General features: G+C 52.9%; 18 protein-coding genes and 2 pseudogenes. 9 read left to right on the top strand and 11 right to left on the bottom strand.

Annotated features, from left to right (window positions below):
• Positions 1–13 precede the first annotated feature (13 nt).
• The 5 genes from TEU_RS08845 to TEU_RS08830 all read right to left on the bottom strand — a co-directional run bounded on the left by TEU_RS08845 (position 14) and on the right by TEU_RS08830 (position 6,022).
• Positions 14–1,831: a prenyltransferase/squalene oxidase repeat-containing protein gene (locus TEU_RS08845; protein WP_144244846.1), complete on the bottom strand. Its 1,818-nt coding sequence runs from the start codon at positions 1,829–1,831 to the stop codon at positions 14–16.
• Complete coding sequence (locus TEU_RS08840; RefSeq protein WP_050003429.1) at positions 1,828–2,601, bottom strand: hypothetical protein; 774 nt, start codon at positions 2,599–2,601, stop codon at positions 1,828–1,830. Before TEU_RS08840 ends, TEU_RS08845 begins: the two co-directional genes overlap by 4 nt.
• 126 nt (positions 2,602–2,727) lie before the next feature.
• Entirely contained in the window at positions 2,728–3,762 is a 1,035-nt protein-coding gene (locus tag TEU_RS08835) for an ATP-binding protein (protein WP_265100841.1), read from the bottom strand.
• Positions 3,763–3,812: 50 nt separating this feature from the next.
• Positions 3,813–4,028 carry a hypothetical protein gene (locus TEU_RS11930; RefSeq protein ID WP_227738699.1) on the bottom strand — a complete coding sequence of 72 codons (216 nt, stop codon included), beginning with the start codon at positions 4,026–4,028 and terminating at the stop codon, positions 3,813–3,815.
• 98 nt (positions 4,029–4,126) lie between these two features.
• Entirely contained in the window at positions 4,127–6,022 is a 1,896-nt protein-coding gene (locus tag TEU_RS08830; RefSeq protein WP_050003428.1) for a phosphoadenosine phosphosulfate reductase domain-containing protein, read from the bottom strand.
• A 116-nt stretch (positions 6,023–6,138) separates the two neighbouring features.
• On the opposite strand from TEU_RS08830, the gene TEU_RS08825 reads away from it, so the two are divergent.
• Entirely contained in the window at positions 6,139–6,780 is a 642-nt protein-coding gene (locus tag TEU_RS08825; protein ID WP_050003427.1) for an alanyl-tRNA editing protein, read from the top strand.
• Between the two features lie 3 nt (positions 6,781–6,783).
• Here TEU_RS08825 and TEU_RS08820 read toward each other — a convergent pair whose 3' ends face one another.
• Entirely contained in the window at positions 6,784–7,782 is a 999-nt protein-coding gene (locus TEU_RS08820) for a TIGR01177 family methyltransferase (protein ID WP_050003426.1), read from the bottom strand.
• A 193-nt stretch (positions 7,783–7,975) separates the two neighbouring features.
• Here TEU_RS08820 and TEU_RS08815 point away from each other — a divergent pair, with 193 nt between their 5' ends.
• The 7 genes and pseudogenes from TEU_RS08815 to TEU_RS08785 all read left to right on the top strand — a co-directional run bounded on the left by TEU_RS08815 (position 7,976) and on the right by TEU_RS08785 (position 13,141).
• Positions 7,976–8,791: a hypothetical protein gene (locus tag TEU_RS08815; RefSeq protein ID WP_050003425.1), complete on the top strand. Its 816-nt coding sequence runs from the start codon at positions 7,976–7,978 to the stop codon at positions 8,789–8,791.
• An 80-nt stretch (positions 8,792–8,871) separates the two neighbouring features.
• A pseudogene (locus tag TEU_RS11925) lies at positions 8,872–9,073 on the top strand (rubrerythrin); the annotation flags it as partial.
• Positions 9,074–9,415: 342 nt separating this feature from the next.
• The gene (gene tsaA / locus TEU_RS08805) at positions 9,416–9,859 is read left to right on the top strand and encodes a tRNA (N6-threonylcarbamoyladenosine(37)-N6)-methyltransferase TrmO (RefSeq protein ID WP_050003423.1); all 444 of its coding nucleotides are present in this window, start codon (positions 9,416–9,418) and stop codon (positions 9,857–9,859) included.
• The gene (locus TEU_RS08800) at positions 9,856–10,971 is read left to right on the top strand and encodes an iron ABC transporter substrate-binding protein (RefSeq protein WP_050003422.1); all 1,116 of its coding nucleotides are present in this window, start codon (positions 9,856–9,858) and stop codon (positions 10,969–10,971) included. The genes tsaA and TEU_RS08800 overlap by 4 nt, the downstream gene beginning before the upstream one ends.
• A 6-nt stretch (positions 10,972–10,977) precedes the next feature.
• Positions 10,978–12,012: a FecCD family ABC transporter permease gene (locus TEU_RS08795; RefSeq protein ID WP_050003421.1), complete on the top strand. Its 1,035-nt coding sequence runs from the start codon at positions 10,978–10,980 to the stop codon at positions 12,010–12,012.
• The gene (locus TEU_RS08790; RefSeq protein WP_050003420.1) at positions 12,009–12,764 is read left to right on the top strand and encodes an ABC transporter ATP-binding protein; all 756 of its coding nucleotides are present in this window, start codon (positions 12,009–12,011) and stop codon (positions 12,762–12,764) included. The genes TEU_RS08795 and TEU_RS08790 overlap by 4 nt, the downstream gene beginning before the upstream one ends.
• 74 nt (positions 12,765–12,838) lie before the next feature.
• Positions 12,839–13,141, top strand: a complete 303-nt coding sequence (locus tag TEU_RS08785; protein WP_050003419.1) for a ferritin family protein — start codon at positions 12,839–12,841, stop codon at positions 13,139–13,141.
• A 62-nt stretch (positions 13,142–13,203) separates the two neighbouring features.
• Here TEU_RS08785 and TEU_RS08780 read toward each other — a convergent pair.
• From TEU_RS08780 to TEU_RS08770, 3 genes and pseudogenes are all read right to left on the bottom strand, one after another.
• Positions 13,204–13,593: pseudogene (locus TEU_RS08780) on the bottom strand (ferritin family protein); the annotation flags it as partial.
• Positions 13,594–13,700: 107 nt separating this feature from the next.
• Positions 13,701–14,060: an iron-sulfur cluster assembly protein gene (locus TEU_RS08775; protein WP_050003418.1), complete on the bottom strand. Its 360-nt coding sequence runs from the start codon at positions 14,058–14,060 to the stop codon at positions 13,701–13,703.
• A gap of 32 nt (positions 14,061–14,092) precedes the next feature.
• The gene (locus TEU_RS08770; protein WP_144244844.1) at positions 14,093–14,692 is read right to left on the bottom strand and encodes a hypothetical protein; all 600 of its coding nucleotides are present in this window, start codon (positions 14,690–14,692) and stop codon (positions 14,093–14,095) included.
• Between the two features lie 73 nt (positions 14,693–14,765).
• Here TEU_RS08770 and TEU_RS08765 point away from each other — a divergent pair, with 73 nt between their 5' ends.
• Positions 14,766–15,749: a DUF996 domain-containing protein gene (locus tag TEU_RS08765; protein WP_144244843.1), complete on the top strand. Its 984-nt coding sequence runs from the start codon at positions 14,766–14,768 to the stop codon at positions 15,747–15,749.
• A 26-nt stretch (positions 15,750–15,775) separates the two neighbouring features.
• On the opposite strand, the gene TEU_RS08760 is transcribed toward TEU_RS08765, so the two are convergent.
• Together TEU_RS08760 and rd are read right to left on the bottom strand one after the other, a co-directional pair.
• Positions 15,776–16,123 carry a class II SORL domain-containing protein gene (locus TEU_RS08760; RefSeq protein ID WP_050003415.1) on the bottom strand — a complete coding sequence of 116 codons (348 nt, stop codon included), beginning with the start codon at positions 16,121–16,123 and terminating at the stop codon, positions 15,776–15,778.
• Between the two features lie 10 nt (positions 16,124–16,133).
• Positions 16,134–16,295: a rubredoxin gene (rd, locus tag TEU_RS08755; RefSeq protein WP_050003414.1), complete on the bottom strand. Its 162-nt coding sequence runs from the start codon at positions 16,293–16,295 to the stop codon at positions 16,134–16,136.
• Positions 16,296–16,348 lie beyond the last annotated feature (53 nt).

Here is a 16,348-nt window from a genome sequence, read left to right as displayed (position 1 = left end):
GTGGTGCCAAAAATCATATTGCATCCAACAACTCTAAAATTCTAAGGGCAAAGTATGTCTCCTGTAGTCCCCCATGGGAGGTGTCACCCCTATAAAACCTGAAGCCCCCGTATCTGTATTTTAGAGAGCCAACAAATGTTACGATATCATCAACCTTTTCAGGACAACAGTTCATATATGCCAGCGCTTGCACAACCCTGTATGTGTTATAGATGTCCGGCCCGCCCCAGCCCCCATCGTGCATCAGGCTGTTGAGGTACTGGATGGTTTTGTCGTCTCTATAATCATACCCAAGTTCATGAAGCAGTATAACTGCATTCACTGTCTGGAAAAGAGTCAGGGGGGTGCTGTTTGTATATGCTCCAAACGTCCCATTAGGATTTCGCTTTGAGAGTATAACGTTGATTAAATTCTCCTTAGTCCTTGAACTGAAGGTTACCCCAAGCGCGTTTCCAAGCTTAATAAGTGATATCCAGCCTGTATCTGATAGGATCGAGTTGACTCGACTGCGAGAATACAATTCCATTAACCGGACAGTCTCATTTTTCAGGTATTCTTCGTCATCTTGATTCATGCTCATGTTAAGTTCCTTATATGTCAGGTATATAGAATACAGTGGCTCTGGGTCATCTTGGGAATATGGCCACCTGTCGTGGAGGGCTTTTTCTAAGTAGTTCTTTATCTGAGTTCTGTTGATGCTTGTTCCTATTTTCTTGGCAACGTAGACACCCATATGCGTCAATATTGGGCCACCAAACTTCTGGAAGGTAAAGGCAAATCCTCCCAAGGGGCTCTCCCAACTGTGAATAAACCTTATTGTTTTATTGTCAGGCTTTTTCCCTGCCAGTGCAAGTGCCTTTACAGCATAATATGTGCCCTGGAACTCACCGTAGTCCTGTCCAAACAGATTGAACCCACCATTGGGAAGCTCGTGTGATTTAACGTACACATAAATCGCTTCTGAGCTACTGGATTTCATAAAGCCGTTCTTCCTCAAGGCCTGTGCCAACTCCGTAACCAGAAAGAGTGGAGGGTGAGTCATCAGAATGCTGCTAACGTTCCTAGATATGTTTTCTATGAAGGAAATGTCCTCCTTATACTCCCGTGTTGCTGTATAGTTGACTCCGAGCAAATCCATTGCCCTTGTATATCTATTAAACTCTGAAACAAACTTTAACGCTTCGAGCCTATCGCCCTCACGGGGTGGCGTTAAATTCTTAAATTTTGCGAGCTCATACCTTACAGTATCGTTCAAATTGCTGACGTTGTATCCGAGAACGTGGAGTATCTCAATAGCCTGTTCTGTTACATCGAGACCATCGTATACAAAGGCACCGTTTTCCCTTGTGACATTCATAACAAAATCGATGATTTTATCCGGGTCTCTTGGAGTCGAGTTTAACATCACCAAAGTCATAATCCCATGGTATACGTTTTTGAAGCTGTATCTCACCTTTGATGAGTTTCTGAACATGCCATCTTCCTGAGTATGAAGCCAAGCTATGGTTTGAATCCTGTTGGAAGGTGTTTCGTTGATCGTCCTAAGTGCAGCCACAAAGTAATAGGTTGAATGTACATCTGGAGTAATTGTGTCAACAATCTCAGTGAATCCTCCGTCGGGACATTTGGATAGGTTCAACCGCTTAGCCGTGTAATTCATCCATTCATTTCCCAGAAACACTGATAGGTTCAGAGTCCTGCCGGTGCAGTGTAATCTTGAATAAGTTTCTAGCGGATTTGCTCTCTGGGTTGGCTTTTTGTAGTGGTAAATACCAATGGATAACCCTCCAAGGAGAATAAAAATTAAGAGAAGAGAAAGGCTTTTTTTCAATTTCCTTGCCCCCTAACTTTGTATAGGTTGGCACCTTGATCGTAGGATACTGTTCCTCCAAAGTAAAATGAGCTGAGGGTATGATCCTCCACCCTCAGTATTCCCCAAGTTGAAGCGGCCTCTATGCCTGAGAAGTCCTTTCCTATATTATCGGTATCGTGAAGCACCCCCGAATACGTTGCCCTATCAGAGTTCCCGGTAAAACCTGCTCCCAACGGGACCGAGACACTAACACTTATGCCAACGAACTTTAGCTCAACGCCGAGTGAAATAGTCTTTGCGGGATAACTTTGGGACCACCAGTAGTCATAGGGCTCTATCCAGCAGGCACCCGAAGAGAATCCACCAACGCTGACTACTGAGAACTGATCCTTCTCAATGCTAAGAGACGCATATGCAGAAATATATACATCGCCTTTATCGGAAACGCTGAATACTTTTCTTTCCCTATAATCAAAGTCCGGCCCGTAGAACTTAGTGATGCTTTTAGAAGAATAAGATTTAGGGACAGCATTCTCTGTAGAACCACGTCTATGAAGTTCTGTGAAGTACCGGTTGACTGCCATAAAAACGCTCTTCCTGTCCATCCCAGGGGTATCTGGAATCGTGACAATGCCATTCTTCACCGTCACCGGGACGGGCTTTCCATTCACGAGCACATTGTAATTCTGAACATCAGACGGATCTTTGTAAACAGCAGTAGCACTTGCTTCCTGAATAGTTGCCCCGAGGATTAAAATGGCAACAAGCCACACTATATAACTCCGCATTCACCTCCCTCCAGAGGATGGTCAAATAGACTTTACAATTTAAGTATTTAAATCTTTCGTTTTGTAGATATTAATGTGTAAATTTTAAACATTGTTGTAAATATACAATACTAAACAGTAAAATTGCTATCCAAGGAGCCAGCGCCAGAGGGGAACAAAGCGAACCTTCTTCCCGTTGATTTCCTCAACCCCTTCTTCTTCCCACGTTACAACAGTCAGATTCTGACAGTTGAGGGCCTTCGATGCCCTGAAAAGTGCCCTGAGCTCCCTTTCACGAGTTTGTGGTTCATCAAGGGCGTAGCTTACCCGTATCAGCTCTCTGACCTTCCCCCCAAGCGAAACCACGAAGTCCACCTCGCCTCTTTCATCTTCCCAATAATGAACCTCAAGCCTCGGCTCGAAGTAGCTCTTTCTCCTCAGGAGCTCGATGGCAACGATGTTCTCAATCCTGTAACCGGCGTCTTCGACTCCAAGGGCCGTTGCAAGGCCAACGTCCGCTATGTAGAGCTTCGGTTGACTTCTCAACGACTCAACGTCGCTTGGATGGTATTTCTTGACAGGGAGCACGAAGCCGACGTCCTCAAGGTAACTTAGATACTCCGCAAGCGTCGGCCTGCTGACCTTAACGCCAGTTGAAGAGACGAGGGAGTGGAGCTTTCTGAGTGAGGCCTTTCTCGCGAAGTTCCTGGCCAGAACACGTATCAGGGCCTTCAAAGCCGAGACCTTCTCCACTCCATAGCGCTCAACGAGGTCCCTGTAAACTATCAGGTTGAGATACTCCTGGAGGGTTCTAATCTTCAGCAGGGGCGAGTAATCAACGATTCCCGGGAAACCGCCGTACTCAACGTATTCCTCAAGAAGGCGCAGGAGAATTCCACGTTTCCTTTCGGTTAAGGGCTTTCTCAGCTCGAATTCTTTGAATATCAAAAACTCACGGAACGAGAGTGGAAACAGCCGAAAGCCCAGGGTTCTTCCCCGAAGCGAGGTCGCTATTTCACGAGAGAGCAGTTTTGAAGACGAGCCCGTTATGAACACCCTCGCCCTCTTCCCTTCGAGCAGACGCCTTACGAACATCTCCCAGCCCTCAACGACCTGAACCTCGTCGAGGAAGAGGTACATAACATCAGCATCGGGGTTGTGCTTGTAGTAGAGCTGAACTATCGTGGACAGGTCTCTGGCGGAGATTCCAGCGAGCCTCTCGTCTTCGAAGTTTACGTAAAAATCCGCTCGATTGGGAGGCCGTTCTCAATTAGTTTCCTCATTGCCAGATAGAGGAGATGGGTCTTTCCCGTCCTGCGGAGACCGTAAACAGAAACCGCAACGTCAACGTTAAGGGGGAGGGTTAGTTCCCTCTCCTTGGCCTCTGGAACCCCGAATTCGTGAAACTCGGCTATGACTTCCTCAAGGACTTCCATCGTACCCGCCATGTGTGAAACTCAACTTTCCAAGATTTAAGGATTTTGGTCAACTTGACTTTACCAAATCATGCAAAAATTGTAAAGTAGAGTTTACCAAATTCCCAGCCTCAGAGCTGGCTCCCTTCCTCGGGGTTCTTAATCTTCAGCAACGGGCAGACCTCCATGCACTCCCTGCAGTGGACGCATCTGTCCCAGTCAACGACTATCTTCTTGCTCCTCTCGTCTATGCTGAGCGCTTCTTCGGGGCACTTCCCGACGCAGACGCCGCAGCCGACGCACTCGTAGGCCCTCTTGACGAGGTGGTAGGCGCTGACTGCCTCTCTCTCGTCCGGTGCCCGTGCTTTCCTCGTCCCTGTGAAGAACTCGACTTCGCCTGCCCTTATCACGTCCCCCTCAACGCCCACCTCGCCGAGTATCGGGGCGACCTCAAGGAGGCGCTTCTTGTTGAGGACGGTGTTGAACTCCAGCTCGTAGCCGTCCTCGGTCTCTTCAATTTTAACCTTAACCGGCTCCCACGAGCGCTCCTCCGGAATCTCGACGCCGAGCTTCCTGGCTATGGACTTCTCACCCTTACTCAGCCTCTTCCACCGCCAGAATCCGTAGGTAATCCACTCCTCGGGGAAACCAAAGCGCTTTCTCCAGTGCTCCAAAGCCCTAAACCATTTCTCCCAGAGCTCCGGCTTCTCGCGCTTGAGCCTCTCGAACTCTGCCAGCGACGCGCTCGGACAGAGGAAGCAGCCTATCCTGTCAAAGCCCCTCTCGTAGAGCGGGTTGTAGGGCAGTTTCCTGCTGAAGATGTAGAGCCAGACCTCTACCGCGCGCCAGTGGAATATCGGCGACGCGCCGATCTCGTTGGGCACCCACTCGTTTCTCCAGACGCGCGGCTGCTTGAAGCGCTTTATGCTTTCGTACTTCCTCTGGCCGACGAACATAAGGACGCCTTTGGGATAGCTCTCCTTTATGGCGAGCGTTATCGGGCCGAGCTTCGTCACCTTACAGCACCAGCGGTAGTCCCTGCCCGGCGGGGAGAAGACGTAGAGAGCCCTCCAGAACGCGTCTCCAGCGTCGGCCACTATGAATCGGATTCCTTTCGGTTCAAGTTCCTTCCTGAGCTTCTCCACGTACTCAACTGTCTCCGGGAACTCTATACCCGTATTGTTGAAGAAGACTGTGAAGTCCCCTCCAAACTCCTCTAAAGCCAAGCCAAGAACCGCCAAGCTGTCCTTTCCGCCGGAGAACGCGACCGCAACGGGAAGCTCCGAGTACCTGTTCGCGACCCGTCTCATGAACTCCCTGCTCTTAACGACCTTGTCCTCAAGCGCTATGCTGTTGGCCCTCAGCACGTCCTCCATCGTGGCCTTCCTGCCCTCGCGGTAGTTGACCTTTTTCTGCCTCTTCGGTTTTACACCCGTCCCGCGCTCGCCTCTCATCAGGGCCTCATAGTCCTTCTTCGCTATCCCTGTCGCAAAGACCTCGCCGTCCTCGGAAACGAGGATTACCTCGTCGTTCACCCTTATGCTCGGCTCCGCCTCAAGGACCCCGACTGCCATCAAGTTAGCGCCCTTCTTTATCGGCTCGACGGCGCCTTTGTCCACGATTATCCACTTCTTCATCTCCTTCCCGAAGCGCTTCCAGAGAGCTATCGCTCCTTCGACCTTCAGGCCAGCCCGCCAGCGGAGCTCAATGGGGTTGAACTTGACGTAGCCGAAGACGTAGCCGTCAACTATGATTTCGTAGGCGTCGTCCTCGCTGGGAAGCTTGTTGAGCAGGACAACCTTTCCGTCGAGGACTTCACCGATGTCGACGCCGTAGTGCTCCTTGAAGACGGAGCGTATGAACTCGATGTCCTTCTCAAAGGCGAACCTGAGGTCGCCTGGGGGCGTGATGTCCAGCCTGAACACTCTCTCCTTTCCATGAACGGCACAGCTATCGCCGATGAGCGGGACGTTGCACTCCTCACACCAGTTTATGTAAGCCTTACCCAGGAAGACGGGCCTCCCCATTTTCTCTCACCTGAGGCGGGAAAGGTGGAGGGGTTTATAAACCCGGTGGAAGGGCATGGGAGCGGGGTTTCGATACCCATTTAAACTTCCCTGTGCCCCATTCTATGGTGATTTGAATGACACGCAAGCTCTACTACGAGGACGCATACCTCAAAGAAGCGAGGGCAAGAGTCCTGGAAATCAGGGACAACGCCCTTCTCCTCGACCAGACAATCTTCTATCCGACCGGCGGCGGACAGCCCCACGACAGGGGGACGATAAACGGCGTAGAGGTTCTGGACGTCTACAAGGACGAGGCCGGAAACGTCTGGCACGTCGTCGCCGAGCCCGAGAAGTTCAAGCCGGGGGGCGAGGTCGAGCTCAGGATAGACTGGGACTACAGGTACAAGCTCATGAGAATCCACACCGCGATGCACCTCCTTGAGCACGTCCTCAACGTCGTCCTGCCCGAGAAGTGGGAGCCCTACGGAAGCGGAATGAGCGCAGAGAAGGGCAGGCTGGATATCGTTTATCCCGAGAACGTGAACAAGTGGAAGCAGGAGATTATTGAGACCTTCAACAGGCTCGTGGACGAAGGCGGAGAGGTAAAGATATGGTGGGAAGGCGAGACAAGGCTCACACAGATAAGGGACTTTGAGGTAATCCCCTGCGGCGGCACCCACGTGAGGGACATAAAGGAAATCGGCCACCTCAAGAAGCTCAAGCGCTCCAGCCTCGGGAAAGGAAAGCAGAGGCTGGGGATTTGGCTTGAGGACTGAGCTTTATTCTTTTTCAAACACGTAGAAGTACCTCTCAAGGCTCTTGTGTACGCGCTGGTAGTAGCGCCCCAGCATTCTGAACCCGACTTTCTCCGCCTCGCTCTTTCCGTCGAAGCTCGTCGGGAAGGCTATCGCCAGCCTGCCGCCGTCTTCGAGGACGTTGTAGATGCACCTCAGCACTTCCCCATACAGTTCGTCCCTTTTCTTTCCCGCGAGCGTCGCGGCGGTTCCGTAGGGTGGGTCAGTGGCAACTGCCTCGAACTTCTTGCCCGGGAACAGCTCCTCAAGCCTCGTGGCGTCGCCGAGCTTTAACTCGTAGTCCTTCACGCCGTAGTGCCTGAGGTTCGTCTCGGCCCCTTCCACCATCTCGGGCTTTATGTCCACGCCGTAGACCTTGAGCCCCAGCAGGCCCGCTTCAATCAGTATCCCGCCGGCGCCCATCATGGGGTCGAGGATTTCCCGTGTTGCCTTAGTGAGGTTTACCAGCGCCCTCGAAACGCGCGGGTGGAGCGAAATCGGCCTGAAGAACGGCCTGTTGTGGGCCTTTCTCCGCTCAAAGTCCTTGGGGTCGAAGAAGCGGTATCTTATTCCAGCGTAGACCCTCTCGCCGCAGTAGACCCTTACAAGCGTATCGGGCTTTGAGAGGTTCACTTTGAAGCCCTGCGAGTGAATGACCGCGCCGAGCTTCCGGGGAAGGTCAAGGACGTCGTGCCTGCAGTTGGCCATCGTCTCGGTATCAACCTTAAACGCCCCCTTAATCGGCCAATCCACTTCTTCAGCCTTCTGGAGGAGCTCTTCAATGGACTCGGCCTCGACTATCAGTTCCCCATACTCGTGGGCGAGGCCGAGACGGTCGAGGTAGGGGAACGCATCTTTGCCGGCCTCAACCTTCAGGAAGAGGTAGTCCTGCCCGACTATCTCTCCCCCCGCCAGCTCAAGCATGGCCTTCACTTCGTCCCTTGCCATCTCTGGAAGGTTTCCCAGTATCTCCACGTAGAGCATGGTTTTGGGTTGTGGCCCCCCGTTAAAAGAGTTTGCCCTTCCCGCATGGGAGTTGCTGGCGGGATAACTTTTCAAATTGCCTGCCTACGGGCGCGGGCGCTAGTTCGGCTTTTCTAATAACTTTCTATGACCAGAACAGCGCTCCGGTATGCTTAGATAGTGATAAGATGAAAATTTTAACCGGTGATTCCACATGAAGAGGGCCCTCGTTACTCTCACACCGTCCGAGAGCAAGCGCCTGATTGCCAAAGCAGTTGTGGCGATGCCCAAAGTCCAGCACGCGCTCAAGCACGGCTTCGTTTACATAGCAACGGGCACGACAGCGGCCTACATTGCTGAGGAGATACTCGGGGAGAAACTGGAGAAGGAGAAGTGGACGGTCGGAACTATAAGCAGGGGGAGAACCTGTGTAACCGCGAAGAAGACGTGGCCAAAGCACCTCGTCCTCCACAAGGGTAAGCCCTTCGAGGGCGAGCCCGTCGAGGCGCTCAGGGAAATGGGACGGGAGGACGTCTTCATCAAGGGCGCAAACGCGATTGACATCAACTGGAACGTTGCGGTCTTTGCCGCGGCCCCCGACGGAGGGACTATCGGCAGGACTTTCGGCTGGACGATAACCAAGGGCGTCTTTACGATAACGCCCATAAGCCTTGAGAAGTTCGTGCCGACCCCTGTTGAGGAGAGCGCCAAGCTCACGGGAATTTACTCATTCGACTGGGGAACCGGCCTCTACGCGGCCCTTGTGCCGATACCGCACGCCCACCCCGTGACGGAAGTCGAGGCTTACAGGATACTGGCGGGTGTCGAGGCGATACCGATAGCCGCTGGCGGTGCCGGTGGTGCGGAGGGCAGCGTGACGCTCGTCCTTGAAGGCGAGGACGATGACATGGAGAAAGCCAGAGAGATAACAAAGGCCGTCAAGGGCGAACCCCCGCTGAAGCCGTACACCGAGGACTGCTCCATCTGCCCGTTCGCGAAGATATGCGGCGTCGGAAGTGGGGCGTTTTAAACTTTCATTTTTAGATTTGGCCACCCTAACGGTGGGGAGTTTTCCTGCATTCAGTGTCTCTTTGGTGATGAAGACTTGACAGCGAGGTTGATGCCGTCAGAATAGGCATGGAGCGGGAGAAGCTCACCTAGGAGCTGTGAGAAAGCGGCGAAGGAAGCGGGGCACGAGTCCGTTAGGGGAATCTTCGAGGAGCTAGCAAAGATAGAGAAGGCCTAGTACGACTCGGTGATGAAGACGGGGATATGGATGGACTACCAGGACTTCAGCCTTGAGGTGGACTGATGGACTAATTGAATCCCCCATCAACTATTTTTGTATTTGATACTGGGCAATGTCTCCCGGCGTGGGCCGGGAGAAATAAATGCCGTTCCGGTTTTTGTCGATCCCAGAGTTCGTGCCATCAGCCAACATTTTAACCTTTGGTTGATAACACTAATATTCGGAAAGCGTTTAAAGCGTGCTATCATATTTAGAATTGGTAATACAATGCTAACCCTTAACCGACTGGTCAAGGAGGGTAAATTGGAGAGGATACTCCAATACGCGAGGGAGTTTCGCGAGCAGGTAGACCCCCATACCACGCGGTGATTGGAAGGGGAATCGTTAAAGTCGGAGGGTCTGGCAATGGAGCTTAACCTCAGGCCGATTGGGGTGATACGGTCACCCTACAAGACTCCATCTGAGTGTCCCAGACAGGGAAGGCTCTCGGATGAAGTGTCTGTGGTGGAGGTCTTTCCCGAGTTTGAAGAGGGCTTGAAGGACATAGAAACCTGCACGCACCTGATAATCCTGTACTGGCTTGACCGGGCCAGAAGGAACGTTTTAACAGCCATTCCGCCGCACGACGGCAGGGAGCACGGAGTTTTTGCGACCCGCTCCCCCCACAGGCCGAACCCGATAGGGTTCGCCGTTGTGGAGCTCCTGGAACGGAGGGGCAGGGAGCTTGTTGTGAAGTGGCTCGACGCCGTGGATGGGACTCTCGTGCTTGATATCAAGCCGTATTCTTCCGCCATAGACTGCGTGGAGAACGCAAAAGTTGGGTGGTTCGAGGAGGTGAATAGAAAATGAAGAGGGTTCTCTTGAAAGTCCTCTCGCTCGTGGTCTTGCTTGTCCTCGTGTCCGGCTGTCTGCAGGGTCAGACCACGGGGAAAGCTACGATGGTCGTGAAAGACCTCGCCGGCAGGGAAGTGGCCGTTCCAGAGAACGTTGAGAGGGTGGTAGCAGCTGGCCCCGGCGCCCTGAGGATTATGGTCTACCTCAACGCGACGGACATGGTAGTGGGTGTCGAGGACTTTGAAAAGCAACACCCTGGGGGCAGGCCCTACATTATGGCCCACCCTGAGCTCAAGGAGCTTCCGAGCATAGGCCCCGGCGGGCCGGGAAAGCTTCCCGATCTTGAGGCCTTGATAGAACTCAAACCAGACGTCATCTTCATGACTTATGTTGATGCCAAGACCGCCCAGGACATACAGGAGAAAACCGGAATTCCAGTCGTGGTGCTCAGCTACGGGGAGCTGACGAGCTTCGAGGACGAAAAGCTCTTCGAGTCCCTTGGGCTGGCCGGGAAGATTTTGAAAAAGGAAGACCGGGCGCGGAAGGTCATTGACTTCATAAAGTCGGTTCAGGAGGACCTCCTCAGGAGGACGGAAAATGCAGAGAGCCCGAGCGTTTACGTTGGTGGAATAGGCTACAGAGGGGCCCATGGGATAGAGAGCACGAAGGCCAAATATCCCCCCTTCGTCGTGCTCCGCGCGAAAAACGTCGCCGACGAGCTTGGAGAGGGCCACAAGTTCATAGACAAAGAGAAGCTCCTGGAGTGGGACCCGGATTACATCTTCATTGACGAGGGTGGGCTGAAGCTGGTGCTCGATGACTACAAGAAGAACCCAGAGTTTTATGAGTCCCTGAAGGCTGTAAAAAACGGCAACGTTTACGGAGTCCTGCCGTACAACTACTACTCCACGAACATCGGCACAGCAATGGCGGACGCGTACTTCATCGGGAAGGTTCTCTACCCGGAGCGCTTTGAGGACGTTGACCCTGTTCAGAAGGCAAACGAGATATACGAGTTCCTCGTCGGCAGGCCCGTTTATGAAGAACTTGCCAGGCAGTTCGGCGGGTTTAAAAAGATAGACCTCTCCACAGAGGAAGCGGAAAACTCACTACCGACTTCGCCGTGATGTGGTATGGAGTACGAAAGGTACGTTGCAACCAGGATTGGGGCGGGAATCTTCCTCTTAGCCCTCATATTTTTGGTTAGCGTGTTCTCCATCTCCCACGGGGGTTATTCCCTTTCGATGGGGGAGGTCTTCCGAGCACTGATCTGGGGAGGCGACTACAGGACCCACATGGTAATCTGGAACATCCGCCTCCCAAGGGTGCTTGCCGGAATCCTCGTGGGCGCTTCGCTGTCAATCTCTGGGGCCGTTATGCAGGGCTTCCTTAGGAACCCCCTCGCGAGCCCGTTCACTATGGGGGTCTCCCACGGGGCCATGTTCGGGGCTTCCATTGCTATCCTGCTCGGGGCCGGCTATTCCGAGAGCTCGGGGAGAATATTCGTGGACAATCCCTATTCCGTTGTGCTCTTCGCGTTCATCGGGGCAATGAGCGCTGCAACCACAATCCTGCTCCTGGCGAGGCTTAAGGGGCTGAGCCCTGAAGCAATAATCCTCTCCGGAATCGCGATGAGCTCGCTTTTCACGGCCTTAACCACCCTCGTGCAGTACTTTGCAGACGAGCTCCAGCTCGCCGCGATGGTCTACTGGAGCTTCGGAGACCTCGGAAGGGCGACTTGGAGGGAAGACCTCATACTCGGGGCGAGCTTCGCGGTGGTCTTCGCTTACTTTGTCATGAAGAGGTGGGATCTGAACGCCTCGGCCCTCGGAGATGAGGTCGCAAAATCCGTCGGCGTCGAAGTTGAGAGGACGAGAATAATTTCGACGTTTCTTGCGACGTTTTTGACGGCCGTAAGCGTCTCCTTTGTTGGTGTTATCGGCTTCGTCGGACTTGTGGCGCCCCACGCTGTCAGGCTTATCTTTGGAGGAGACTACAGGTTCCTGATACCTCTCTCCGCCTTGATGGGTGCCCTCCTGCTCCTTACCGCGGACACAGTTGCGAGGCTTCTCTTTTCGCCGATAGTTCTGCCGGTTGGCGTTGTAACGTCGTTCCTAGGAGCTCCGATGTTTATCTACCTACTGGTGCGCATGGAGGGAGGCAGATGAAAGTTCTGAAGGTTAAAAACCTGAATTTTGGCTATAACGGCTCACAGATACTGCACAACGTCTCCTTGGAGGTGGAGAGGGGAGAGCTGGTGGCGATACTGGGGCCGAACGGTGCCGGGAAGAGCACCCTCATGAAGTGCCTCGCCGGAGTTTTCAAGTGTAATGGAGTGGAGGTTTTTGAAAAGCCCATAAACGAGTACTCTCGCGAGGAGCTCGCGAGAATCATCGGCTACGTGCCTCAGGCCATTGTCCCCGGCTTCATGAGGGTATTTGACACGGTTCTGCTGGGCAGGAGGCCCTACATGGGCTTGAAGCCTTCAAAAAAGGACATTGAGGCCGTTAAATCCACTCTAAAAATGCTGAAAATCGACCACCTGGCCCTGAAACCCATCAACAGGCTCAGCGGGGGAGAACTGCAGAAGGTGAACATAGCAAGGGCGCTCGCGCAGGAACCTGAGATACTCCTGATGGACGAGCCTACCAACAACCTCGACCTGAGGAGCCAGGTGGAAGTGATGAAAATAGCGCGGGAGTTCGTTGAGTCTGGCAAAACGGCCGTGATTATAATGCACGACGTCAACCTGGCGCTGCGCTTCGCGGACAGGTTTGTATTTATGAAAGGCGGCAGGATAATAAAAGATGGCGGCAGAAACGTCCTCACTCCGGGGCTTTTTGAGGAAGTTTATGGGGTCGGGGGCGTCATTGCGGAAGTTCAGGGCGTTCCTGTGGTGGTTCCGGACTTGGTGGACTGACGCACGGGAAGTTCCTCAAAAACGACCCCCTAAAAGGTTATTAACACTGGAGTGTACTGTACACCGGTGATACCATGCTTGCGAAATACCCGTTTGAGATTCCGAAGGATAGACCCCTCTCAAAGAGGGAAATCGCCCAGGCCCTGCGCTGGGCCATCGAGGCCGAGCTCGATGCCATAAACTTCTACGAACAGCTTGCCGAGCACATTGAGGACGAGAGGATAAAGCACGTATTCTACGACGTTGCCAACGAGGAGAAGGAGCACTTTGGGGAGTTCCTCGCGGCTCTCTTTGAGGTTGACAAGGAGCTTGCGAAGTACATGAAAGAGGGCTTTGAAGAAGTCGAGGAAGAGACAGGCATAAAGGTCGAACTCTGAGCTTTTCTCTTTCCCGCCCTTTCTACTGTCCTCGGTTTCTTAGTGACAAAAGGGAAAGTAACTCACGGCCCAACGTGCATCATCTGGCTGTACATCTCCCAGTCGAGCAGGAGCTCGTACTCGGCCTTGAGCGTGTAGTAGTGGCCCCATTCCATGTCGCTGAGGTAGCGCATGAGCCTCTTCTTGTCCTCGCCTTCGACCATGTTCTCAAGCTCGGCGTAGAACTTCGCCGCCATCTCCTCGGCCTTCATGGCCCAGCGGATTAGGTCTATTATGTCCTGAACGCCCTGGAGTTCGCGGGCAACGGGCTTGAGCTCAGGTCCGATGTGCTCCTCCGGAAAAACGACCTCTTTACCTGGGAACATCTTGGCATAAATCTTCCTCAGGAGCTCCTCGTGTTTCTTCTCTTCCCCTGCGAGCCAGCTTATCTTTCTCTTCAGCTCCTCTATATCAGCCCTTTTCAAGATCTCGATTACCTTAGAACCTCCGGGGGAAGGTCTTTTTTAGGCCCTTCCATGGGCTTCTTTTCTGGTTTAAAAATTTCGAGAAGTCCCAAGGCTCAGACCCTCTCAGTGCTGATGTCATCAGCAGTGTAGCCCTTCTTGTTTTCAAAAACTCCGACCGGGTTGTTCTTGAGGTCGTAGACGTAGACGTTCTGGAACTTCACAAGGGCGAAGCGCTCCATTATGTCCCCGATTATCTTGGAGTACGCAATGGGGCTCTCTCCGATGATGTTGTATTCCGCGTGGCTCTCAAAGCGGAGCCAGATTTTTAGGGTATCCTCTGTAACCTCAAGGCCCGCCACAACGCCGGAGTCGAGGATGTCTCCCCCGGTAACGGGGTCGGTTATCTTCCTCAGCTCCTCGATGACGGCCTTGTAGTGCTCGGACCACTCCCTATCCGGGCTGTAAACTTTCATTTTTCTCACCGTTTTAACATCTGAATGGCCAGTTATAAGCCTTCCTGGGCAAATTTGAGAACCCTTGCCGCTGGATATGAAAGAGTCAACGAGGCCATCCACAGCAACACTGAGGCAGTGTAGAGCATAATCGCGGGTAAGGAATGCGGATAGAGAGCGTTTACGGTCGTGAAAGCTACAAGAAGCCAAGCAGAAAGCCTTGCCATTGTGGCAGCTTTTATTGGCGAATTTGAATAAAAGGCCACGGCGTCCATCAAGAGAAGCAGAGAAATGTCAGAGAACATCAAAACAATGTATGTTTTTGGATCGTCGCTGATGCCAGCGGAGAGGACAACCAGGCCGGTTTGGAAAAGCATTTCAAGCTTTGCTCCAACGAGGCCACTCATCGAGAGGGCATAGACTATCAACGCAGGACCGAGGATAACGAGTATCCTTAAATCAAGACCAGCGAGGCCTCCAACGAACCCCAGAGATGTCATGAGACCTCCTAAAAGGATTAACCAGGATAGTTTTTCCTTTCCGAGTCTGTATCGTTCCACAAGCCTCGTTAAGTGCCATGTGAGAAAAATTCCCACCAGCACAAGAGAGCCATTAACGGCCATTACAAGGGTATACGAATCCATAGTTCTCAACCATAGAACTTAGAAGGCAGGGGATATAAACCTTGCCCAAAAGCTTTAAGTGTTAAAACTCAAAGTTTTATTGGTGATATTAGTGACAGTTAAAGGAAAGTTTGCTCCGGTTGGTGGCAGGGAATACCTGCTCGCCGGGAGTCTGCTGATGACGCTGTCCAATCTCTTAGGCCTTTTCTCGCCTATAGCCTTTGGGCTCGGGCTCGTGGTTTACCTGATTGGTCTCTACCTCTGGAGCGTGGACGTTGACTCGAGGCCCCTGAAGCTGTTCCTGCTTGAAGCGGCTCTATTCCTAGTTGCCGTCTTCCTTCTCAGTCTCGCCCTGGAGTGGGTTCTCCTCAAGCCCTCCTGGGGCATTTACAAGCTCATTAACTTACTGGCGCCGGCGTATCCTGCCTTTGTTGCCAGCGCGCTCGTTTATAGACTCAGGATGGGCCTGTTCGCGGAGTCCACAGGGGAGCTGAACTTCAACCTAGTCGGGAACCTGTATCTCGTTGGTGCCCTGCTGTTCCCCGTCTTGATTGGCGTCGTTTTAATGAGCATCGCCCGCCTCGTGGAGGCCTACTCCTATTGGAATCTGCCCCTAGCCGCCAGGAAGGACGTTCCCTTCAACTTCTCAAAGAGGAAGGTCCTCGCGGTTTTCGTGGCCTCCCTGATTCTCTCACCGGTTCTCTTCAACGTTCCCTTCCCGAACTACGACGGCTCGGCGCGCTCAAATGGTGTTGCCGTTTACTGGAGTACATCTGGTTCCCCTGCGGTCGTGGACGTTCTCATCAAGGTTCCCGGGAACTTCTGCGGGGCCGGGGTTTACGTTGATGGCATTAAAGTTGGGCAAAAGTACGAGTCAATGACATTCTGGGGCCCGCTTCAGTCCATCCTCGCCCTCTCCGGTGACGAGGTTATAAGGTACCACATAGAGCTCTTCAAGAGCCCTGAAAACGTGACGGTTATGGTATGCGTACGAGACGTTAAGTACGTGCACACCCTAGAAGGCTACGCTCAGGAATGGGTCGAGGACTGGAAAAACATGCCGTTCCAGCTCTCGGGAGAAAAATAACGGGGGTTGGGGCAGAAACGAAAAGCTCAGTCGAGCTCGACTTCGTTCTCCCAGAGGCCGTGGATGTTGCAGTAGCTGAGCGCGTAGAGCTTGCCCTTCTTCTGGGTCTTGAAGAAGAAGACTGCCCTTGGCTCGCTCAGCGGGTCGCTGTGGTTGCTGAACTCGGCCCTGCCGACGAGAATCGGGAAGTTCTCCCCCTCCGGGTGGAAGTAGAGCTCAATCCACGCTATGTGGTGCTCTGGGGTGTTCGGGTGCGGTATCTCCTTGCCCACGCTGACTTCGACCTTAACGAGGTCGCCTTCCTTCTTGTACTCTATAACGGGGACGTGCTTCTCCCCCTTCCAGTCTCCACTCTTTATGGTTTCGCTCAGCATCTCAACCACCTCACTCTATCTTTTCAAACTGGTCCTTGGGCGCACCGCAGAGCGGGCAGACCCAGTCCTCGGGAAGGTCTTCAAACCTGGTTCCGGGCTCTATCCCGTTGTCCGGGTCGCCCTCGTCCTCATCGTAGATGTAACCACAAACTGTGCACTTCCACTTCGCCATTTCTTTCACCGTCTTAATATTATCAGTCCGACCTTATAAGGTTTGTGGTTCAA

The sequence above is a fragment of the Thermococcus eurythermalis genome (genome assembly GCF_000769655.1).
Lineage (GTDB): Archaea > Methanobacteriota_B > Thermococci > Thermococcales > Thermococcaceae > Thermococcus > Thermococcus eurythermalis.
This window is presented reverse-complemented; position numbering and strand designations above follow the sequence as displayed.